Here is a 21739-nt window from a genome sequence, read left to right on the forward strand (position 1 = left end):
GATTTTAAACCATCCTAATCTTTCTTCAGTCTTGTCTTATGGTACTTTGGCTGCTTAAAAACTGTCCGGAGTATTGTAGGGGGAATAGGCATTAATAATAGATGATTCCGCAATTTTGAAAAAATGGCACGCTAACCGCAGGCATGGGAAAAAAATATATCCTAGAAATTGGCAAGACGGATAACTACCTAGTCTGAGCAACCACAGATATATGTCAGCAATTCAGTTTTTTACCCTAAAAATAGGTAAAAAATTCGTAATAAAAACTTCAAAATTTTATTGCACGACGGGGAACTAACAACTTTATTCCTTACTGCCAAAGGCTTAAAAAATGAAAACACAAACAATATTGTTTACTGGATTTAACTTGAACGGAATCCCCGAAGAAGTATTGACAAAGATATCGCAAATATTTACAGCTACCCTATTTAAAATAGGTGATAATCCTGTATCGCTGCAGTCACTTGTGGAACTGATTGTATTGTTTATGGCTATCCTTGTGATAGCACGATCTTTCACGAACTTTCTTAAAGAACGCTTGTTAGTCAGACTGGGAATTGACGAGGGAAATCGGGAAGCAATCGCAGTAATTATTGGGTATTTAATAGTAGCTTTGGGAGTAATAGTCGCCATCCAAAGCATCGGCTTCAACCTCGCTTCTTTTGCAGTAGTTGCGGGGGGATTGGGAGTCGGAATTGGCTTCGGAATCCAAGATTTAACAACTAATTTTGTCAGTGGCTTAACGCTGCTTTTAGACAGGCCCGTGAAAGTCGGAGACTTTGTGGAATTAGAAGGATTAATGGGAATCGTCAAAAAAATCTCGATTCGATCGACCATCATCGAAACAAGTGAGGACTCTAGCGTCATAGTTCCCAACAGCAAAATGATTAGCAACAAAATTGTTAACTGGAGTTACGAAAACTCGCTACTCTGTCTGCGAGTTCCGGTAGAAGTAGCGGAGAATAGTAACCCGCTGTTAGTGACAGAAACTTTGTTAAATATTGCTTACGCGGAAGCGGGAGTTTTGTACGAACCTAATCCGAAAGTATTGTTTGTCGAGTTTGGTGATGATAGTTTTAAATTTGAACTTTTAGTTTGGACGGACAGGCCGACTGAAAGAGAAGTAATTAAAAGTTCTTTGAATTTTGCAATTGAATACAATTTCCGCCACCAAAAAATCGAATTTCCATTCAATGACAGAGAAATTTATTTGCAAAACCCCGAAGTTCTGTTGTCAATGTTCAACAACAAAGAAACTGCAATAGACCTCCCGAACAGTTACTCGGAAAATGAGCAAGAACCGCCACTTTTTGCAGAGAAACTGAAAAAGCGATCGTCCCTTAGCTGTTTGCTACGAGAGGTGGAATACTTTGAAAATCTGACCGATCTTGAATTGCGGCAATTGATTGAAGTTGGATATCGCAAACGGCTGCGATCGCAAGAATTTTTATTTCACGAAAACGACCCCGGAGATGCTTTTTACATGATTCTTTCAGGTTCAGTCGAAGTTTTTGTCGAAGCTATTGACAAACACCTGAATAACCTCGGCACTGGTCAGTTTTTCGGGGAACTTTCTTTGATGTTGGGAATTCCGAGAACTGCTTCGGTGAGAGCTTTGGAAGAAACAATTTTGTTTGCGATCAATAAAGAAGGTTTCCAGAAAGTTTTAACTGAACGACCGGATTTATCTGAACAGATAATTAAAGAAATAGTCAAACACAAAGAAGAACTCAGCGAGAGACACCAACAACTTCGAGAAATGGAATTGGTAGATGCAGCGGAAGACGATGAAAATCCTGTAGAATGGGTGAGAAAACGGCTAAAAAATCTATTTAGTATTTGAAATAATTTCTATGACGCGATTTATTCACGATCTTTTTGCCAAAGAATACCTGGAGGAATTGCTGTCGCCGATCGGAACGGTGAATATCGGCCGCGATGTGACTTCCGAAGTCCGAGAAATCGATGTTTACTTCACTCCCAGCACCGCAATTCCCGAATACTCAGACACCCTGGGATTATTGGGCAAAATGGCAAGCACAACTGCCATTTTTGAACCGTTTCGCAATCCAGCCAACGTCAGCGAAATTTGTAGCTGTCTGGGCAAGTTATTGGATGTGCGAGGTGAATTGGAGCGAAAATTTAGGAGAGAAAATACTCGCTATGATGATGCTCAGTTACCCAAACTGTGGATTTTGATGCCCACAGCATCGAAAGCATTGGTAGATAGCTTTAATGCGATACCAGACACAGAGAATTGGATGCAGGGCATTTATTTTTTGGGTGAATCTTTGCGAACTGCAATTGTGGCGATTCACCAGTTGCCAGAAACTCCAGACACCCTGTGGTTGAGGATTTTGGGCAAAGGGGGAGTGCAGCAAAGGGCTATTTCCCAATTAAGCGGTTTAGCTGCAGACGATCCGTTGCGGATTATCGCGCTAGAATTGCTGTATCGGTTACAGTCAAATTTAGTAACCGATGCGCCACAAGAATTAGAGCCAGAAGAGCGGGAGTTAATTATGGCCATTGCACCACTTTTTCAACAACAAATACAAGCCGCACAGCAACAAGCTAGAGAAGAAGGACTAGAACAAGGACTAGAACAAGGGCTAGAACAAGGGCTAGAACAAGGACTAGAACGAGGCAGACAAGAACAACAGCGCTTAATATTAGAAAACTTTCTGCGAGTTAGATTTGGAGAATTAAGTCCAAAAATGACAGTTTTTCTCTCTCCAATATCCAACTTGGCGGCGGCGGAATTTACAGTTTTGTTGCTGGCAATATCGATGCTGACAGTCGATCAAACAGGGCGCGAAGCAGCCGTTAAATTGTTAGCTGAAAGTGCGTTGCAAATGCGATCGCCTGAATTGGGCGATATTCTGCCTACAGCCGTTACTAATTTATTGGCATTGCCTGTGGCAGAATTGACATTGTTTGTAGAACAACTGCCACAGTTATCGGCTGAGGAATTGAGGGAACGGTTAGGGAAAACACCTGACTAAAACCTGCGATCGCAGCCATAAAGGGATCTCGCTCTTTATGGCATTTAAATCATTCTCGAATAAAAATCCTAGATTTTGTCGATCGCACTTTAGGAATTGGACTGCGGGCCTAAAATCAAGTGCAGCAGACCGTCGATCAGTCGATCGCGCTCCATTGGGATAATATCTTTACCGTGCATCATCTCCTGCATTAACTGGAAATATACCAAAGATCCAATAAAAATCCGTGCCGTTGCCTCCGCATCGGGCAATTTTAACTCTGGATGCGATGCCAAATATTGAGTAAGCCGCTCAATCCCCGGTTTACCTAAGTTTCTCACAAAGGTCTGCGCTAGCTGGGGAAAACGCCCCGACTCCGCAATCACTAACCTCACAAAATTGAGATATTCTGGTTCCTGAATCGCCTGATCCAATATAGTTGTGGCAACGAATCGCAGCGCTACGGCGGGTTCTTCATCCAGAACTGTAAAATGGACTTTTTTTCGCGCCAGCCGCTGTACCAAAGCCGCGAATAATCCTTCTTTATCTGCAAAATAGCTGTAAACCGTGGCTTTGGAAACTCCGCCCGTCTTCGCTACCTTGTCCATACTCGTCCCCGCGTAGCCGTGGGCTAAAAATTCTTGCATCGCACCTTGCAGGATTTGCTCGGTTTTGTCACTTGCTGCTGCGTCTGGTTCGATCGGTTTTGCCCTTGCCATACCTTGCTTCTGTAATTTTTATTTGGGATCTTGACATTATTATACTGAACGGTTTAGTATAGAGAGGCATCGGAACTAAACCGTTTAGTTTTATTTTCTCACAAAGAGGTATGTCATGGTACACCAACCAACAGCAGACGGCTTATCCTCAAGTCCATCCCTAGTTAAACAACTCCTAGTTGTGGCAGCAGTAGCAACCCTGGGGGCAGCGGGAACCACAGGCTACACGATCTGGCGATCGCGCATACCCGATCCCAATGCAGTAGCCGCAGCAGCAGCCGTCGCAGCATCCCAATTAACCACAGTTACAGCCTTGGGGCGACTCGAACCCAGAGGAGAAGTAATTAAAGTCTCCGCCTCCGGTGCGGCGGAAGGGAACCGGATCGATCGACTTTTGGTAAAAGAAGGAGACAGGGTGAAAACAGGTCAGGCGATCGCAATTCTGGACAGCCGCGATCGCCTCTCGGCCGCCCTCGACCAAGCTCAAGAACAAGTGCGCGTCGCCGAAGCAAACCTAGCAAAAGTGAAAGCCGGAGCCAAAAACGGGGAAATTCAAGCCCAGAAAGCAACCATTGCCCGCTTACAAGCCGATCGCAGCAACGAAATTACAGCGCAACAGGCGATCGTGGCGCGTCTAGAAATCGATCGCAGCACCGAAATTGCAGCGCAACAAGCCACAATTGCCCGCATCAGGGCCGAACAACAAGGAGAAATTCAAACCCAACAAGCCACAATTGCCCGTCTACAAGCCGAACTCCGCAACGCCATAAGCGAAGATCAGCGCTACTCCCAACTGTATGAACAGGGAGCAATTTCCGCTTCAACTAGCGACAGCAAAAGCCTCGCCGCCGAAACAGCCCAACAGCAAATCAACGAAGGAAAGGCAAAACTGAATCAAATTCGCCAATCCCGCCAACAACAAATTAACGAAGCCCAAGCCAAACTCAATCAAATTCAACAATCCCGCCAACAGCAGATTAACGAAGCGCAAGCCAAACTCAGCCAAGTTGAGCAATCTCGACACCAGCAAATTGACGAAGCCAAAGCAAATCTCGATCGCATCGCCGAAGTGCGTCCCGTTGACATAGCAGCAGCCGCCGCCGAAGTCAGTTCCGCCGCTTCAGCAGCCAAACAAGCCAAAGCAAATCTTGATCTAGCTTACATCCGTGCTCCCAGAGACGCCCAAGTCCTGAAAATTCACACCCATCCGGGAGAAAAAGTGGGAAACGACGGCATTGTCGAACTCGGACAAACTCGCGAGATGCTAGCTGTTGCGGAAATCTACGAAAGCGATGTGGACAAAGTACGCCTCGGACAAACCGCCAAAATTACTAGCGATGCTTTGACCGGCGAATTGCGGGGAACTGTCGAACATATTGGTTTGCAAGTGCAGCGACAAAACATTGTTAACACCGATCCTTCTGCGAATATTGATGGTCGAATTGTGGAAGTAAAAGTGCGCTTAGATGAAGCTTCCAGCCAGAAAGTAGCGGGATTAACCAATTTGCAAGTCAAAGTGGCGATCGGGGAAATTAAAGATTAAGAAGACTTAAACCGCAGGGTAGCTTTCTTCAATCGAAAATCCAAAATCTAAAATCTAAAATCATATGCTTGGACTCATAAAACCCTTACAACAATTAAGACGCAGAACTTCCCTCGGATGGCTGCAACTGAGTCACGACAAAGGGCGAATGCTCGTTGCAGTAGCAGGAATTGCCTTTGCTGACGTTTTGATGTTCATGCAGCTAGGCTTTCAAAATGCGCTTTACACCAGCAATACGCGGCTGCATCAAAGCTTGCAAACAGACTTAGTTTTGATTCACCCCCAAGCGCGAAATTTGATTAATTTGTCTTCCTTCCCCAGGCGCAGATTGTATCAAGCAATGAACGTACCGGGCGTGAAATCAGCCGAGCCGCTTTACGTAAAAATTGCTAACTGGAAAAATCCCGAAACTCGGCGCGAAACGTCGCTGATGGTTGTGGGTTTCAATCCCGATCGCCCTGCATTTGCGCTTCCAGAAGTTAACCAAAATTTGAGCGCGATTAAATTGCCGGATACCGTGTTGTTCGATCGAGCTTCTAGGGGAGAGTACCAGGGGACGATCGCGCAAATCGATCGAGGAAAAGCCGTTAAAGCTGAGGTTGAGCGACGCACTATTAACGTCAGCGGTTTATTCACAGTGGGAGCATCTTTTGCCGCCGACGGTATTTTGATGACTAGCGATCAAAATTACCTGCGCCTGTTTGCGAGACAAAACGCCGCGAGTGTTAATGCCGGATTAATTCAACTGCAACCGGGTGCTGACCCCGTGGAAGTTCAACAAGTTTTGAAAGCATACTTGCCGCAGGATGTCAAGGTACTAACCAAACAAGAATTTATCGATTTTGAGAAAAACTATTGGGCTAAGAATACTGCGATCGGCTTTGTGTTTAATTTAGGCGTAGCGATGGGTTTTGTAGTTGGGGTGATTATTGTTTATCAAGTTCTCTCCACCGATGTCAGCGACCACATGGGAGAATACGCTACTTTCAAAGCGATGGGCTACCGCAATGTTTATTTACTCGGCATCGTTTTTGAAGAAGCTCTAATTCTTTCCCTCCTCGGTTTTTTGCCGGGAGTAGGAGTCTCTTTCGGCCTCTACTCTTTAACTCGCAAAGCTACAAATTTACCCCTTTATATGACGCTGCTTAGAGCAGTTATAGTATTACTTTTGAACGTGATTATGTGCACTATTTCGGGAGCAATTGCCACTCGCAAGCTGCAAGCAGCAGATCCGGCAGATATGTTTTAAGGCAAAATGAATCAGTTTATAATATTCGGCGGTTGAAACCGCTACTACACAAACGAAGTCCGCCTGCGCGGACTAAAGAATAAAGGGGGTATTAAAGCCAGATTTGCTATAAAGTGCTTGCAACACACATAGTTGTGGTAATCATTCTCTTCTTTTTACTCTGCATTATCGGCGAAGAAAGCGGTTTATTCTTAAATCTCAAACCTCAAACCAATAAGTTATGAATTCTACTACTCTCTACCCAACAACCAACGCATTACAGATTCCTGCACCTGTAATTTCCGCGCACCAACTCGACCACTACTTCGGTCAAGGTCAACTGCGAAAACAGGTACTTTTTGACATTAATCTCGAAATTAAAGCAGGTGAAATTGTGCTGATGACGGGGCCTTCGGGTTCGGGAAAAACAACGCTTTTAACTTTGATTGGCGGATTGAGATCCGGTCAATCGGGAAGTCTCAAAATTATCGGTCAAGAAATGTGCAAAGCGAGTTCAGACCAATTGGTAAAGGCGCGACGCAAAATTGGCTATATTTTTCAGGCGCACAACTTGCACCGCAGTTTGACGGCGCTGCAAAACGTGCAGATGGGTTTGGAAGTTCACGGAAATTTGTCGCGTTCTCAAATGCGCGATCGCTCTGCAAAAATGCTAGAGTTAGTAGGACTGGAACAGCGGATTAACTATTATCCAGATGATTTGTCAGGGGGACAAAAACAAAGAGTTGCGATCGCCCGCGCTTTGGTCAGTCAACCGCAAATTGTTTTGGCTGACGAACCGACAGCCGCCCTGGACAGCAAATCCGGTCGCGAAGTGGTGAATTTGATGCAGCAATTAGCCAAAGAGCAAGGCTGTACTATTCTGTTAGTAACCCACGATAACCGAATTTTAGATATTGCCGATCGCATCGTTCACATGGAAGATGGAAAATTAGCCTAATTTTTAAATTTCCGAAGAATAGACATCACCCATAACTCCCTCATTTTCAATTTTGGATGTTAAAATTTAATCCAAAATTGCCACACCCCAATCTAAACTCGTCCTGGGACTGTTCACTAATTGCTAACAACCAATCCTGGGCGGTCAATCCCCAAATTTTTCTGATACATGGCTTCGAGTGTGGGCATCGACGATTCCACAGAACCACCATAACGGCGAAAAGATGGCCAGATGTAAGCGAGTTTTCTCACTGCTGACTCTAATCGACCCGCTTCTATATCTTCTAAGGCACCTTTTTCTCGGATTAACTCTATAGCCATCCAATCTTGATTTTCTGGGCTGAAATCGCGGACGCCAAATTTTTTGGCAAATCTGTCCCACGTGGTGCTGAGAAACTGATATCGCCCCGCTGCATCGGAACAGAGTTTTTTGCGGTAACGACGACCGCACCTCATTTCCCTGGGGTGATCTTGAAAGCTGACAAATTTGGTGCCGGTGTACTGGGTGCGGTAGCCGTCGGGGCTAGCGGTTCCTTCGGCGGCGGCTATGGTGTCGAGAAAGGCTTTGACTCGACGTTCGGGTCCGATGCTATCGAGTCTGCTATCCTGTCTGGGAGCTGGTGAATTCAGGGTTGCAGTTTCGGGTGATCGATCGCGATCGATGTTATTCTCTCCTTTGTCTGGTGAATCGAGGGCCGCAACTTCCTGCAGGCGTTTCGGGGTGGGCGAGCTTCCTGCCGAGACCGATTGTCCCCACAGCAGCCTCGGCGTCATTCGACCTAAGAAAAAGCACAAACAGATTAAGAAACCCCAATAGAGTTGAAAACGAAGGCGTTTGGAGCGATTCCGGCGCAGAATGGGCCACCGGTGAAGGGGGAGTGTTGCGGGCAAAATTTTCGTTTGCTGGCCGAAGGCGAACAGCGATTTCAGCGCTACTAAGGTTTGCTTGTAAAAACGTGGTGGAAGTTTCCGAGCTCTCATCGCTGTGGCGAAAGTCTCGACATCTGTCAGAGTAACTTGTGCCAGCGGTTTTGCGACAAACACTCGAAAATGGTTAGCCGCCTGCCAGCTAAAGTGCCGGTTGCGGGGGGATTGGCGGTTTACCCACAGGCGAATTAGCTCCATGTCTGACATAGGGAGCAGGTGGCGTCCCAGATGTTTTGATGCGTACAAGAGTACCTCCTGATATCACTTATAGTTGAAGGTTCCCAGTTATAACGGATGAGTGAAACAGGGATCAAGGGAAACTGGCTTCAACCATACTAAGTGATACTACTAAGCGCTCACCGGGTCAAGCTGAAGGGCGGATTGTTCGAGCAGTTGAGTGTAAAGTTGACTGAGTTGAGAGGCGATACCGTCCCAACTGAAATAGGTTTCGACGCGCTGGCGGCCTGTGTGTCCGAGTTGCTGGCGCCATACTGAGTCAAGTAACAAGCGATCGATCGCATCAGCAAAAACTGCTTCATTTTTCGGCGGCGCGAGCAAACCTGTTTCTTGTGGCACTACAGTATATTTGAGCCCTCCCACGTCGGAGGCGACTACGGGCGTGCCACTGGCCATCGCTTCAATGGCGACTAAACCGAAGGGTTCGTAATGGCTGGGAATGACGCACACATCGGCGGCGGCGTAGTAGGCGGGGAGAATCTCTCGGCTTAAGGCGCCGGAAAAACCCGTAATGTCGCTCAGACCGAGTTCTTCAACGAGGCAGCCGATACGATCGCGCTCTTTGCCGTCGCTTTCCCCCGGACGCCAGCCACCAGCAATTATTAGTTTTAAATCGGCTTTGCGAAGCGCGGACATACTGACGGCGCGGACTAAGGTTTCGATTCCCTTGCGGGGGTCGAAACGGCCTACGTACAACACGACTTTGGTTTCGGGGGCTATGCCCAAGTGGCGGCGGGCGGTCGATCGGGCGATCGAGCCGAACCGTTCTATGTCGGTACCGCAGGGAATGATGTCAATATTTCCTTTGGAGGAAACCAGAGACCTCATGTGTTCTTTTTCTTGGGGACTGGTAGCCACCACGCGATCGGCTGTTTCCAAAAGTGTTTTTTCGACTTGCAGCCTGGTTTTGGCAATCATCGGAATTGTCGAAACCGACTTGTATTTAATTGCTGCCAAAGAATGGTAAGTGTGAACTTGCAGCAGAGGTTGCGATTTTTTCAACTCCATTCCCACCCAAGAAGACAGCCAGTAATTTGTATGAACTAACGAATATTGAAAGCCTGACTCTAACTGAAACTTCTGAAATTCTTGAACAAAGGTTGGCAAATATCCGTAAAGTTCGTCGCGGGGAATAAATTCTTGTGGCCCTGCTACTAGCCGAATTGTCCGGCAATTGGAACTGTGCTCTACAATTCTTGCTTGTTGGCGATCGGATGAGCGGGTGAACATATCAACTTGCCACCCCTGTTTCGCCAGAGATTCTCCTACTTGACGCACGTAAACATTTTGTCCGCCCGCTTCTTCTTTGCCAATTTCCACAGCGGGATCACCGTGTACGGAGATGAGAGCGATGCGTTTTTTAGTTAATGAAATCATGATTGTTTACCAAAATTTAAAAATATTTTAGGAGAAGATTGAAAGTGCAATTTTGGCTGCTGCGCCGGGACTGGAATCTTCTAGGTAATTTGTATTAAAGTCAAAATGCGGGATCGATAAATCATCCTTCAGGGATAAGTTGGAGGAAAAAATTGAAAGACGAGTTCCTTCTGCTGACAGAGACGTGCAGCAGCTCAAACTCTAGATAATCTGAATAGAAATGAACGAGGGTGAAGGGAATTTTCCGTATCCTTGCCTGTGTCAAACTCGCACCTTCTAGCCATATCTAACTAGAGCCTGCTTTCAGCTTGCTGCTAGAGATGCGAGGTCAGCAGAAGGTAGAATTTTACCCCTCTGAATAAATAAGTAGAGCTTTCGAGAAAGCAGAAGTCGGTCGTCCCGAAGACCGAATTTTACAGGGGAAGCGAAAAAAAAAGCAAAGTTATTGCATTCAAAATTTTTCTTTCGTTCCGCCTTGCACCTTCTGCCTTTTTCCCTCTTCCTTCTTGCTTATTCTGTCAAACCCGGAGTGCGAGTTCAACCTCAAATTTCCCGTTTGTCTAATGTTAAGAGTTCTTCCGAGGTTTGCGTGCGGAGGATTCCCCGTTTTCGCTGTTGAGGATATTCTTTTGCGAACCTTGCATCCTGGACCCGTATCGGTTAGCCCAAACTTGGGTAAACTCGGCACCTAAGAAGAGAATTTGAGCGGAATAATTAATCCAAAGCAGGATAATCACGAACGATCCCGCAGCACCGTAGGTAGAGGCAATACCGCTACCTCCGAGGTAAACTCCAATTAGGGATTTGCCGATCGTAAACAGCATTGAGGTGATGGCGGCGCCGATCCAAACATCATTCCAGGCAAGATGGACATCGGGCAAAAGTTTGTAAATTAAGGCAAAAAGCAGCGTAACTACGCCAAAGGAGATAGCAAAGTCCACAATCTGCCAAATACCCACTGGTAATTGCAGCCTGCTGTTCAACCAATAGCTGACGGCAGCTAAAACGGCGCTAAGGACTAAAGATACTAGCAGTAAAAAGCCTATGCCTAAAATCATCGCAAAAGACAATACTCGGTCTTTGAGGAATCCCCAGATGCCGCGTCCCGGAGGCGGTGAAACATTCCAAATAGTATTGAGGGCTTCTTTGAGATTCGTAAAAACGTTAGAAGCGCCCCACAAAAGTGTAGCGATGCCGACTAGAGTAGCAATCATTCCCGACTTGGGTTCGGAGGCTTTAAGAATCAGTTCTTGGACAGTTTGGGCGCCATCTTTACCGATTAAACTTTGGAGTTGGGCGACGATTTGACCTTGGGCTGCCTCTGCACCAAAGACTAAACCGACGATCGCAATCACGATAATTAGCAGCGGGGCAAGGGAGAAGACTGTGTAATAGGCTAGGGCGGCGGCTAAGGTTGGCGCTTTATCTTCTTGCCATTCACTAAAAGTTTGTTTGAGCAGCGATATGACTGTTTTTAATTTCACGGCATTTGGTTTCCTTATACTTATCGTCCAAGGGATTATAGTAGGTTAAGAGTTTTTTAGCCTCGGCCACAAGATAGATTTATCGATTAGCAAATTCGGAAGATTACTTTTATGTCAGATTCCCAGACAACTTTTAACAGCACCGATGTAAAATCGTCCAAAAAAGCAATTTCTTGGGCAAAAATGAGCGCATTAGTAGCGGTGGTCAATTTCTTGCTGGTGCTTTTCCATTTCACTTACCTTCAGTTGCGCCCTGTTTATCAAAGCTATTTTCCGGGTTTAGTTAAAATTTATGACCCGATTAAAGGGATTGATTCAAGTTTGCCCAATCCCGAATATTTGAAAAGCGCTGACCAGTTTTGGCGAATAGATACGTTTTTTATTGGTTTTTTTGGGGCGGAATTTTTGATTAAAAGTCTGTTCCATACCCGCCGTAAACCGGGGGTAACTTGGTTGGATTTTGTGCTGAGGCGCTGGTACGAGGTGTTTCTGGTGATACCGATTTGGCAGGGGTGGCGGATTCTGCCGGTATTGGTGCGGCTGCACAAGTCGGGTTTGGTGAATCTCGATCGCGTAGTTACTCAAGTTACCTACGAACCGGTGGCTTATTTAGCGAATACGATGTCGGAATACATGATGGTGCGGTTTATCAATCAAGCTAAAAGTTCGATCAAACAGGGCGACGCGGCGCAGATGTTGCTGGCGCAGCAGCCGTACCTTCACGTCAATCAGGACAATACGATCGAACAAATTACCAAGCGGATTTTGGATCTGACAATTTACAAAGTTTTGCCGCAGGTGCAACCGGATTTGGAAGAATTGCTGCACCACAATTTGGAAACAACAATCAAACAGTCGGATTTTTATCAAATCCTGCAAAATTTCTCTCCGATTAATATTTGGCCGACCGAGATGACGGAACAGGTAGCGAATTATTTGGCTCAAACTGCCGTGGATGTGGTAGCTACTACTTATGAAGACGATAAAGGTCGAAAAATTCTCGATAACTTCAGCCAAGAATTTAATCAAAGTTTGCGACGGGAATTGCAAGATGAGAAAACTCTCGGAGAATTGCAGTCGCTGCTGTCGGATTTGTTGGAAGAAGTGAAGTTGAATTACATTCAAGGCGGGTTGAAGTCCGATCCGGTGCAGACTTTTACGGAAATTAACTCGCTCCGGGGAGTAAGGGAGAGTTGATACAGGAATGAGTTCCGGTGTTGTGAATTAGATTTTTTTAACGAACCGATGAAACTCGCGTTAGCCCTATTATCGCGAAGGAGGATAAGAGAAGAGAAAGAGTTTACAAGTTCTACGGGTAAGGTGCGCCGAGGCGCACCTAGGAATAAGGGTAGTGGGGATATCCGAAATGTCGCGGAATAAAGCTATCTGAATCCCAAGCTAAAATAAAAGAATTAACCTAAAACCTCTATCATATTAGATATCTATCTTGAACAACCTTACTTGCCTGGAAATAGAAGTCGCTCAAACAATGCTGAGATTAGCAATGTTGCTGGGCTTAACCCTTTTAATCGCGTTTTTTGTGGCGTCAGAACTAGCATTAGTATCAGCCGATCGCCATCAAATCCGCCAACTTGCCCACTTGGACGATCGCCCAACCGCTAAAACCGCCGAACTCGTCCACCAAGCTCAAAACAACATACCGCATTACCTGTCTGTGACTCAAACTGGCACAACAGCAGGGAGTTTGCTGTTGGGTTGGTTGGGTGAGGGAGCGACTGTACACTGGATCGAACCGTGGATCGACAAATTGCCGATCGGTCATTTTCCCGCTATGCTGACTGCTCATTCGATCGCAGTTCCCGCAGCTTTCATCTTAGTAACTTACATAGAAATAGTTTTAGGAGAGCTAATCCCCAAAGTATTAGCAAACCACGCCCCTGAACGCACCGCTTTGCTGTTAATGCCGGCCCTCGAACTCTGCTCAAAATTACTGTGGCCGCTGCTAGCAATTCTCAACGGTACCGTGCGGCTGCTGACTGGTTGGATTACCAGTAAAGAGTCTCAACCGCTGCTGTCAAATTCCCAGGTAACTCTCGTCCAAAAAGATGCTCATTCGGCACTAATTTCTGGCCTATGGGAACTGACAGCAGTTAACGAAAAACTCGGGTTAAACCTGCCAACCAACCAAGCTTACCAAACAATCGCCGGATTCGTGATCCACAATTTAGGTAAAATGCCCAATCAAGGCGATCGGCTATTGTGGGGCGAGTTAGAAATAGAAGCAGAAAATGTAGTAGAAGGCAGTTTAGAAACAGTGCTCTTGCGTCAGGTAACTCGCCCCTTATTTGAGCCACAACATCCAGAACTTGTGTTAAATTGAGCCTAAATCAGGCTTAAATACTTCCTCTATCTATGTGTGTGAGGTTGTAATTAGTCGCTCAGTGCGACAATGTACCAGAAATCTGCAAATTGCATAAAGCACAGTTTATGAGGTGGATATGCTAAAAACACTTTGGGCTACTGTTCGACAAGGGAAAATTGAACTGCTGGAGTTATCAGAGTTACCGGAAGGGGCAAAAGTATTAGTAACACTCTTACCTGATGATGAAGCTGAGTTTTGACTTCAAGCGAGTCAAACATCACTAGATAGAGTTTGGGACAATACTGAGGATGATGTTTATGCCCAGCTCCTCTAAAAATGACATAATTTTTTTAGTTAGATATCCCTTTTCAAACTTGTCTAGTTCTAAGGTAAGACCAGCAATAGTTGTGAGTGCGCCGCACGTATCTCAAGACATTATGATTGTGCCATTGACAAGCAAAACTGCATCCTTACTGGAGGGTGAGTTCGTACTTGCTGAATGGTCAACAGCAGGGTTAAATGTGGCTACAGCAGTCAAGCGAGGTTTGTATACAGTGCATGAAAGCTTGGTTGTAACGACGCTTGGCAAATTAGCGGATTCTGATGCTGAGCGACTTGAGCAATCTCTTCGAGGCTGGTTAGGGTTGTAGTGCAGCTATAAGCTATACAGTATAATATTTCCTGTTTGTCGGGTTTCGCATAAGGAGGGCGATCGCTTATTATTTGATACTCTCAACCTCTATTGTGTTACTTGCGTAAGTCCTAAAGTAATCCATGTCGCCCAAAAAGTTTGCGAAAAAAATCTTCTACAACTTGCTTTCCGGGATCTCCTTGTAGCTCGTAACCACCAAAACGATACACTTCATATCCCCTCAACTTTAATTCACGATCGGCTGCAACCATCTCAGCATAGAGCCGAGGACTTGCTGTGCCGTCGTCATTTGCATAATGCTGCTTACCATCAACTTCAATAACCACGCGCTGTGAGTGAGGTAATAGTAAGAGAAAATCCATACGCTGTTGGGGTAGCACTTTCTGCCCATTGCGCTCACGAACTGTGTAGGGGTCATAGTGCAAATAAATTTGAGGGATTAAAGCTGGTGGTTCCTGCATCAATGGATGAATTCTTTCAAAATAGCTATTAAACAATAAACGTTCAGGCACAGAGCCAAGTGAGTCACACAATCGCTCACGTAAAGCTTTCTCCGTTTCACTACTAATAGGATCTGTGTTAGTGAGTGCTGCCCACCATTGGACTAAATTAGACCAGGATAAACCTGATGATGGTACTGATTCTTCATAAACTAAGCAGTTTTTGTCATTTCGAGTAATCCGAATATCATTATTCACAGCATCAACCAAGACAATCTCTGGCTTATGCCCGTTTGAAGCAAATATCAAATTCTTAACTCGACTAGGTACACCTCCTTGTAGCTTAGTAGCTTTATAAACTGGACAACCAGACATCTGCTCTGTTGGATTTAGTCGAAATCCATCCTTGACTAAGTATAAATTGATCAGCTCAGCGTACTCCGCTTGACTCTCTGAATCTCGAACAATAGGGTGTATTACCTGCTCTAGGAAATGTAAAAAACGCTGATCTGATAATTGAAGAATATCAAGACACGTGAAGAATAAATAGTCTTCCTCCCAATCATAGTTATTTACCATGTGTTGCCAGATATCACGAGAGGGGATTTCTGACAATTTCCAAGTCCGCTCTAAAAAATCCAAAAGTTGAAGCTTACCATAGATGTTCTTTGGTAAGAGAGCTTCAATAATATTTCGTCTAGTTAGTTCAGTAATCAGCATAATTCTAGCGAGTGAATTTACAAAATATTTTATTATAACAAGTATAAAAACCAGCTCTCTATTTAAAAAAATTATACAATACTTGGAAAAGTCTGTTTTACGATTAGCATCCTTACTGTTTTAGCGCTGAAAAGTGCCGTTAATCCCGCCATCAACCATTGCATTTGGGGTGGCCAGTGGAGCCAACTGACGATACCCCAGAGGAGTAGAATTACCAGCGTTGCCTTGAGCAGGCGATCGCCATAAATACGGACATTATTAATTGATCGATAAGTGCTGGTTCGCACTGTATTCGCTACACCCTTGCCACCGTTAATCATTAATTAGAGATATTTTACCAGTAAACCCGATACAAACAGCGGCGCGATCGCACTTTTTCAAGCAACAGCAAGCTCGATCACCCTTGAATCCCATTTCGATATCTTGTCGGGCGAGCCGCTGCCCGCCCTACGCGAGATGCATTTACTTCACAGCCAGCTCGATCGCACCCCCAACCAACTGCTCGTAATCCGCCAACAACCACGGAGGCAAACAAGTCTTCGCATCCTGAACCCGCAACTGTCCAGGGCGACAATACAGCATCGCCGCCAACAAATTATTCACAGCTTTAGGGGTTCCAAACCCTTTACTCAACTCAACAACCAACGAGTTAAAAACCTCGTGATCGCTCTCATGCAGCGGCTCGTTAATAAACCCGCTGCTCAGCATTGCTTTGTAACCCTTGCCAAAATCGCTCCGGTACAACACTTCTACTTGTTCGCTGGAAACGCTCAGCCAAAAATCGGCAATTTGCTTGCGAATATGCCGCAAATCTGCTATTACCAATTCCGCCGTCGGGTCGATTTCATAAAGATTGACGGCAGCAGTTAATTGATTGAGAAACTGCGGCAGATAATCTTGTTTGACAAGTGTTGGTTCTGTTGCCGCAAATGCGATTTCAAACACCTTTTCGTAATCTTCAACTAACCACTGTGGCAAGCGGGTGCGAGCATCGGGAACCCGCATTTTACCTGGTACAAAATACAGCATCGCCCCCAGCAGAGCATTGATAGCTTGAGGCTGGACCAACCCTTTGCTAATTTCGGTCAATTGCTGCAAAAATTTTTGTTCGGCTTCAGTCATTGATTCTGCTTGCAAGCCGCAGCTAAGTATTGCTTGATATCCCTTGCGAACTTCTCCTCTGTAAAAAATTTCTAGTTTCTCTGAAGGAACAGTCAGCCAAAAATCAGCCATTTGTTTTCTGATTTGTCGGAGTTCCAAAACTACCGATTCGTCAGACGAATCTATTCGGTAAAGATTGACGCATCCTAACAGTTGATTCGCAAATTCCGGGGATTGAATGTATTGAGCTAGCAAGTCAGAAGTTGAATCAGACTTGACGGCGGCTTCAGTCTCAAAAACTTGTTCGTAATCCCCAATTAACCAGTGGGGCAAACGGTTACGAGCATCGGGAATTCGCATGGTTTCCGGTGGGAAATACAGCATCGCCGCGAGTAAGGCGTTGACAGCTTTGGGATGCACTAATCCTTTGCTAATCTGGGTTAATTGCTGCAAAAATATTTGTTCGCTTTCGATCATCGGTTGACGTTGGAAACCGCTCTTGAGCAGGATTTGATAGCTGTTACCTGAAGCGCTTCTGTAGGCGGTTTCGAGGTTTTCGGCGGAAAGGTTCAGCCAAAAATCAGCGATTTGTTTGCGGATTTGACGCAGTTCGGATATTGCTGAGATGTTTGATGAGTTTCTTTGGTAAAGGTTGATGGCATTCGAGAGAAGATCGCCCAAATCTGCTTGCTGGGGAATGGTATCCTGTAAGCTGCGGGATGCTTCCAGGTGGCTGGTTTGCCATTTGCCAAAGAGTTCTTGGAATAATTTGCCGATCGCCCCAGAGTATGCAACACTGTCAAAACAGCGCGGATTGCCTTGCATTTTTTGCTGAATTTCCTGCCGTTTTTGCTGCCGCAATTGCGGGTTAGTGCCGAGGGTAACTGCTAGTTGAATGTAAGATGCTTCGTCATAAGCAATTAAATCAGACATTTGCAGTTCCCGCAGCATCGCCGAACCTTGGCGGAACCGCAAAGCATTTCCTTCCACAACCACCGCCGGCAATCCTACTTGCAAAGGATCAATTAACGATGTTGCCCCAGCATAAGGATAGGAATCGAGATAAACATCTGCTAGCTGCAAAAATTCTTTCACATCCGCGCGACTAGGCAGTTGTTTTACGAACCGCAAGCGGTTGTTATTGACGCCGTATTTAGCGCAGACAGCGTTCAGATTGTTGACAAAAGGTGTGGCAGGATAGGTGCGAGTCCAAGCCGGTCCGAAGGGATATAAAATCAAGATTGAATCGGGTACAGCAGCTAGAATTTTTACCCAACTCTCCCTCAACTCCGGCAGAATTTTGTAGAAGTTGGCGCCGGAGATAAAAACTGTTGTATTGTCTGAAATCCCCAGACTTTGGCGGGTAGGTTTAACTGTAGCTACTTCCGATTCTGTTGCGTATGTGAAACAAAAACCGCTGCCTTGGAGAACAGCCAACTGTTCGCGATATTGTTCTTGATAACTAGCATCGGGCGCGGTAAATTGGCCTGCGATGTAGTAATCCATGTGCCGGATTCCGGTGGTTGTCGGGGAACAGAAAGAAGTAGTTTGTACCCGCGCCAAACGGTGCATTGCCAGTGAAGTCAGCGGTTTGTTAATAGCTGTTAAATTCGTACCGAAAAACAGGATATCTAAGTCGTCGGCGCGGATTGTTTGGACTTGCGATGCAAAGTCTTTCGGGAGTGCAACCAGTTTGTCGGCGCGACTTTGACAGTATTGTTCTAATTGGTGGCCGCTGGTGTTGAGCGCGTACAGGTAAATCTCGAACTCGTTGCGGTTTAAATGCTCGAAAACCGGGATGGTAGCGAAGGTTTCGGTTTGCGGCGCGAAATGGTCGTTGATGATGCCGAGGCGGATTTTTGTCCGATTTGGCGATCGCGCCGGGAAGATACAATCAATTGAACTGCCGCGATTTTTGAGCGAAAACTCAATAATTTCCGCCCGTTTGGTGTAAATATCGCGTAGGTTTGCCGTGGTAAAGTACAGCGGGATAAAGTTCGCTACTTGCGCGAACAACAAAGCAATATTCTGCCACAGTGGCGAATCTACATTGTTGAACAAATTAGTATGTAAGTAATCAATCCAACCTTGGATGAATTGATAGTAACTGTCTGCTTCTCCTCTTGTTTGAAATACGTTCGGACAAGTAAACATGAATTTGAGATATTCGTTGGCGAACCAATTAGGCACTGTAGCGCGATCGTACTTGAGCGGCAATTGGTCTGCCCGTCGGTACAGCATGGCTGCTAGCAGGTAATTGATGGCTTTTGGCTCGTTAAATCCTTTCGCCACATTGGCGACTAATTCGCTCACAAAACTCTCTTCTGTATCCGTTAGCGGTTCATATCTAATGTCGCTGGCCAGCAGCGCTTGGTGCTGTTTGCCTGCTTCGCCTGCAAAGGCACTTGCAACTTGTTCGGCTGGTAAGCTAAGCCAAATTGCTGCAATTTGTTTTCTAGCTTGGCGGACATTTTCTAGTGCAGATAAATCAGCGGAATTTTTCTGGTATTGCTCGATAATGCTTGACAATAAGATTGGAGCTTCCGGCGATTTTGCCGGGATTTGCTGTTGGCTCCCGCAGGCTTGCATCAACGCTGAACTAACTGTTGTTGCCATTTTTGACCAAGAAAATTTGCGGGATTGTCCAAGTCCGGCAGCAATTAACGAGTTGCGAATATCCGGTTTCTGCACGTCAAGCAGCGCATTTCCCAGTGCATTAACATCATTTTCACCTACATAAAATGCTGCTTCGCCTGCTACTTCTGGAATCGAGCTGTTGGGACAAGTGACGACGGGACAACCGCAAGTCATTGCTTCCAATATTGGCAGTCCGAAACCTTCATACTTCGAGGGAAATATGAGGGCGATCGCACCCGAGTAAGCAGCTCTTAATTCATCGTCACCTAAATATAGCAGGTGGACGTTTAAACCAGCAGTGTACGGTTGTAATTTAGGTTCTAGCGAAGGTTGACCGCTCGTACAAACGATATCAAATGCGTACTTGCTGCTGAGTCTAGATAAAGCTTGAAAAAAAGCAATTGTATTTTTATAACCGTTGAATCCCAAACGTTCTCCCACTATTAAAAAGTAGGGTTTATCAATCCGGTGTGCAGTTTTAAATGCTTCTATTTCTGGTATCCTAGAAGGATAAAAATGTTTTTGAATGCCGCAGTGAGCGACAGTAATTGATGCGGGAGATATTTGGGGGAAAAACTTTACTAAGTCGCGGGCAGTGCTTTGAGAAATGGCGATGTAGGAAGATGCTTGGCGGATAGCATGATGTTTTTCTCGCCACATGGGATTATTCAGGTCGCCTCCCGTAACTTCGGGTATCATATCGTAGGCGACAAATGCCGATCGCGTCGAAATCGGTGTTGTATAGTAGGTAGAAACAAATAAATCTGCATTTTCTCGATCGCACATTTGCTGCAACATTTGTTTGTCAGCATCGGTTTTGTTGTAATCGTAAACCGGAATCGAGCGATATTGAATGCCGGCAATCTTCGGTACTGTGCCTGCGCGATCCAGCATTACTATATTCTCAGCAAAACCGCTTTTTACCCATTCTTCCATCAAAGACTGCCAAACGCGAGCAATCCCGCTTTTTTGCTGGCTTTGAAAAAATATGCCGTCAATAACTATCTTCATGATTGGTGAGTTTCCTGTAAAATTACGATAAAGCAGTTCGATAAGCAGCGATAGTTTCGTCAGTGCACCTTTTCCAGCTAAAAAGTTTAGCCTGTGCTAAGGATTTTAAAGACATACTTTCTCGCAGCGATGATTTGTTGTAGATTTCCAGCATACTATGACAAAGCGCATCGGTATCTTTGGGATCTACCATAATTCCCGCTTCCCCAACTACTTCGGGAAGCGAAGATGTATTTGAGGTAATCACCGGTACTCCGCACTGCATCGCTTCCAGAGGTGGCAAACCAAAACCTTCATAAAACGACGGGTAGACAAATGCTAAAGCACTGCTGTAAAGCGCTGCCAAATCCGATTCTGGGACGTATCCTGTAAAAATTATCCGCTCTTTTATAAATTTTTGCTTAGAAACTTCTGCCATAATTTTATCGTATTTCCATCCTGGAGTGCCCACTAACACCAAATATAAATCTTTAATATTTTGTTCCTCAATTAGTTTAGCAAAACTGCGGATTGCACCGTCGAGATTTTTTCGAGGTTCCAATGTACCCAAACTCAAAATATAAGGAGCATCGGGAATGCCGTATTTGCGGCGAGTCGAAGCAAGTTTTTCCGCATCGCCGCAGAGGTAAAATACCGTCGGTTCCGCAGCGAGATGCGTGACGAAAACTCTCGAAGGGTCAATCTTGAGATAATTGCAAAGGTCGTTCTTAGTTGAATGCGATATGCACATCACCCAATCCTTTTGAGAGATGCTTGCTAAGGTTTTTTTGTAAAGTAAAGGGATTTGCTCGCTCAGCAGAAACTGCGGGTACAAAACAGGAATCAAGTCATAGATAGTCAAAAAAATCTGAGCTTTACTTGTTTGCTTTGCCGAAACAGGGATTTCATCGTAGGGCGAGTGAAAAATATCTGCTGACTCTAAATTATTAGCATCTACCGGAACAAAGGAACCGCCCATGATTTGAACGGCATTTTGTAAATTGTTTTTCAAATGGTCAAAAACAGCTTTTTGGGCGACTGCATGGCCCGCATCATTTGCTTGGATTTGAAGACCCAGCATATTGTAAACATCGAGTAGCTGCCTGTAAAAAACCCTGGCAAAGCTCGAATGCAGCAGGGGAATACCCGCTAATTTGGGATTGGTTTCCAGATAATCGAAACTCGCATCCAACAAATGCAAATACTGACTGACACAAAATAACAAATCGCATTCTTTCGCGTTTGCCAAATTCTCAGCAAGACTTTCAACTACTCTAAAAATGCCGGTTCTAGCGCGCTGGTGCAGGTGTCCCTGTCCGAGGACAGAGATATCGTAAATAACTTTAATTTGATGCTCCCGTTCAATTGACATACTCGGTTAACTCGCTTCGTACACTTACAGGACCTACGCACCCAATGGCGC

Annotated in this window: 17 protein-coding genes; 9 read left to right on the forward strand and 8 right to left on the reverse strand. The window is 45.3% G+C overall.

All coding sequences use genetic code 11. The annotated features are described in order from the left end of the window. The first annotated feature begins 331 nt into the window (after positions 1–331). On the forward strand, positions 332–1843 hold the full coding sequence (locus tag QUA70_RS20440; protein WP_333349513.1) for a mechanosensitive ion channel domain-containing protein: 1512 nt from the start codon (positions 332–334) through the stop codon (positions 1841–1843). A gap of 10 nt (positions 1844–1853) precedes the next feature. Beyond that, on the forward strand, positions 1854–3002 hold the full coding sequence (locus QUA70_RS20445; protein WP_333349515.1) for a flagellar assembly protein H: 1149 nt from the start codon (positions 1854–1856) through the stop codon (positions 3000–3002). Between the two features lie 89 nt (positions 3003–3091). Here the strand turns inward: QUA70_RS20445 and QUA70_RS20450 are convergent, their stop codons facing one another. Continuing rightward, complete coding sequence (locus QUA70_RS20450) at positions 3092–3700, reverse strand: TetR/AcrR family transcriptional regulator (RefSeq protein ID WP_333349517.1); 609 nt, start codon at positions 3698–3700, stop codon at positions 3092–3094. Positions 3701–3815: 115 nt separating this feature from the next. Between QUA70_RS20450 and QUA70_RS20455 the strand changes: the two genes are divergently transcribed. The 3 genes from QUA70_RS20455 (at position 3816) to QUA70_RS20465 (ending at position 7429) form a co-directional block, all read left to right on the forward strand. Next, on the forward strand, positions 3816–5243 hold the full coding sequence (locus tag QUA70_RS20455) for an HlyD family efflux transporter periplasmic adaptor subunit (protein ID WP_333349519.1): 1428 nt from the start codon (positions 3816–3818) through the stop codon (positions 5241–5243). 64 nt (positions 5244–5307) lie between these two features. Further along, positions 5308–6492, forward strand: a complete 1185-nt coding sequence (gene devC, locus QUA70_RS20460) for an ABC transporter permease DevC (RefSeq protein WP_333331466.1) — start codon at positions 5308–5310, stop codon at positions 6490–6492. 220 nt (positions 6493–6712) lie between these two features. Then, positions 6713–7429 carry a DevA family ABC transporter ATP-binding protein gene (locus tag QUA70_RS20465; protein ID WP_333331463.1) on the forward strand — a complete coding sequence of 239 codons (717 nt, stop codon included), beginning with the start codon at positions 6713–6715 and terminating at the stop codon, positions 7427–7429. Positions 7430–7545: 116 nt separating this feature from the next. On the opposite strand, the gene QUA70_RS20470 is transcribed toward QUA70_RS20465, so the two are convergent. From QUA70_RS20470 to QUA70_RS20480, 3 genes are all read right to left on the reverse strand, one after another. Continuing rightward, positions 7546–8601: a glycoside hydrolase family 104 protein gene (locus tag QUA70_RS20470; protein ID WP_333410649.1), complete on the reverse strand. Its 1056-nt coding sequence runs from the start codon at positions 8599–8601 to the stop codon at positions 7546–7548. A 102-nt stretch (positions 8602–8703) separates the two neighbouring features. Next, positions 8704–9969 (reverse strand): glycosyltransferase family 1 protein, encoded by a 1266-nt coding sequence (locus QUA70_RS20475; RefSeq protein ID WP_333331457.1) that lies wholly within the window; start codon positions 9967–9969, stop codon positions 8704–8706. A 566-nt stretch (positions 9970–10535) separates the two neighbouring features. Further along, entirely contained in the window at positions 10536–11453 is a 918-nt protein-coding gene (locus tag QUA70_RS20480) for a YihY/virulence factor BrkB family protein (protein WP_333331454.1), read from the reverse strand. A 111-nt stretch (positions 11454–11564) separates the two neighbouring features. On the opposite strand from QUA70_RS20480, the gene QUA70_RS20485 reads away from it, so the two are divergent. From QUA70_RS20485 to QUA70_RS20500, 4 genes are all read left to right on the forward strand, one after another. Continuing rightward, on the forward strand, positions 11565–12650 hold the full coding sequence (locus tag QUA70_RS20485) for a hypothetical protein (protein ID WP_333331451.1): 1086 nt from the start codon (positions 11565–11567) through the stop codon (positions 12648–12650). Between the two features lie 250 nt (positions 12651–12900). After that, positions 12901–13794 (forward strand): CNNM domain-containing protein, encoded by an 894-nt coding sequence (locus QUA70_RS20490; RefSeq protein WP_333331448.1) that lies wholly within the window; start codon positions 12901–12903, stop codon positions 13792–13794. Between the two features lie 118 nt (positions 13795–13912). After that, positions 13913–14035, forward strand: a complete 123-nt coding sequence (locus QUA70_RS20495; protein WP_333349521.1) for a hypothetical protein — start codon at positions 13913–13915, stop codon at positions 14033–14035. Positions 14036–14093: 58 nt separating this feature from the next. Beyond that, the gene (locus QUA70_RS20500; RefSeq protein WP_333349523.1) at positions 14094–14426 is read left to right on the forward strand and encodes a type II toxin-antitoxin system PemK/MazF family toxin; all 333 of its coding nucleotides are present in this window, start codon (positions 14094–14096) and stop codon (positions 14424–14426) included. A 112-nt stretch (positions 14427–14538) separates the two neighbouring features. Here QUA70_RS20500 and QUA70_RS20505 read toward each other — a convergent pair whose 3' ends face one another. The 4 genes from QUA70_RS20505 to QUA70_RS20520 form a co-directional block, all read right to left on the reverse strand. Then, entirely contained in the window at positions 14539–15588 is a 1050-nt protein-coding gene (locus tag QUA70_RS20505) for an AbiJ-related protein (protein WP_333331439.1), read from the reverse strand. 71 nt (positions 15589–15659) lie between these two features. Continuing rightward, positions 15660–15908, reverse strand: a complete 249-nt coding sequence (locus QUA70_RS20510) for a hypothetical protein (protein ID WP_333331436.1) — start codon at positions 15906–15908, stop codon at positions 15660–15662. Positions 15909–16050: 142 nt separating this feature from the next. Continuing rightward, positions 16051–20337, reverse strand: a complete 4287-nt coding sequence (locus QUA70_RS20515; protein WP_333349525.1) for an O-linked N-acetylglucosamine transferase family protein — start codon at positions 20335–20337, stop codon at positions 16051–16053. A 22-nt stretch (positions 20338–20359) separates the two neighbouring features. Further along, positions 20360–21688: a glycosyltransferase family 1 protein gene (locus QUA70_RS20520; RefSeq protein ID WP_333349527.1), complete on the reverse strand. Its 1329-nt coding sequence runs from the start codon at positions 21686–21688 to the stop codon at positions 20360–20362. Between the last annotated feature and the right edge of the window lie 51 nt (positions 21689–21739).

The organism is Microcoleus sp. LAD1_D5 (genome assembly GCF_036702115.1).
Taxonomy (GTDB): domain Bacteria; phylum Cyanobacteriota; class Cyanobacteriia; order Cyanobacteriales; family Microcoleaceae; genus Microcoleus.

Bases quoted from the DNA above. Each gene is read 5' to 3' on its own strand.
- QUA70_RS20440 (WP_333349513.1), top strand. From the start codon at position 332: ATGAAAACACAAACAATATTGTTTACTGGATTTAACTTGAACGGAATC.
- QUA70_RS20445 (WP_333349515.1), top strand. From the start codon at position 1,854: ATGACGCGATTTATTCACGATCTTTTTGCCAAAGAATACCTGGAGGAA.
- QUA70_RS20450 (WP_333349517.1), bottom strand. From the start codon at position 3,700: ATGGCAAGGGCAAAACCGATCGAACCAGACGCAGCAGCAAGTGACAAA.
- QUA70_RS20455 (WP_333349519.1), top strand. From the start codon at position 3,816: ATGGTACACCAACCAACAGCAGACGGCTTATCCTCAAGTCCATCCCTA.
- devC (WP_333331466.1), top strand. From the start codon at position 5,308: ATGCTTGGACTCATAAAACCCTTACAACAATTAAGACGCAGAACTTCC.
- QUA70_RS20465 (WP_333331463.1), top strand. From the start codon at position 6,713: ATGAATTCTACTACTCTCTACCCAACAACCAACGCATTACAGATTCCT.
- QUA70_RS20475 (WP_333331457.1), bottom strand. From the start codon at position 9,969: ATGATTTCATTAACTAAAAAACGCATCGCTCTCATCTCCGTACACGGT.
- QUA70_RS20485 (WP_333331451.1), top strand. From the start codon at position 11,565: ATGTCAGATTCCCAGACAACTTTTAACAGCACCGATGTAAAATCGTCC.
- QUA70_RS20495 (WP_333349521.1), top strand. From the start codon at position 13,913: ATGCTAAAAACACTTTGGGCTACTGTTCGACAAGGGAAAATTGAACTG.
- QUA70_RS20500 (WP_333349523.1), top strand. From the start codon at position 14,094: ATGCCCAGCTCCTCTAAAAATGACATAATTTTTTTAGTTAGATATCCC.
- QUA70_RS20505 (WP_333331439.1), bottom strand. From the start codon at position 15,588: ATGCTGATTACTGAACTAACTAGACGAAATATTATTGAAGCTCTCTTA.
- QUA70_RS20510 (WP_333331436.1), bottom strand. From the start codon at position 15,908: ATGATTAACGGTGGCAAGGGTGTAGCGAATACAGTGCGAACCAGCACT.
- QUA70_RS20515 (WP_333349525.1), bottom strand. From the start codon at position 20,337: ATGAAGATAGTTATTGACGGCATATTTTTTCAAAGCCAGCAAAAAAGC.
- QUA70_RS20520 (WP_333349527.1), bottom strand. From the start codon at position 21,688: ATGTCAATTGAACGGGAGCATCAAATTAAAGTTATTTACGATATCTCT.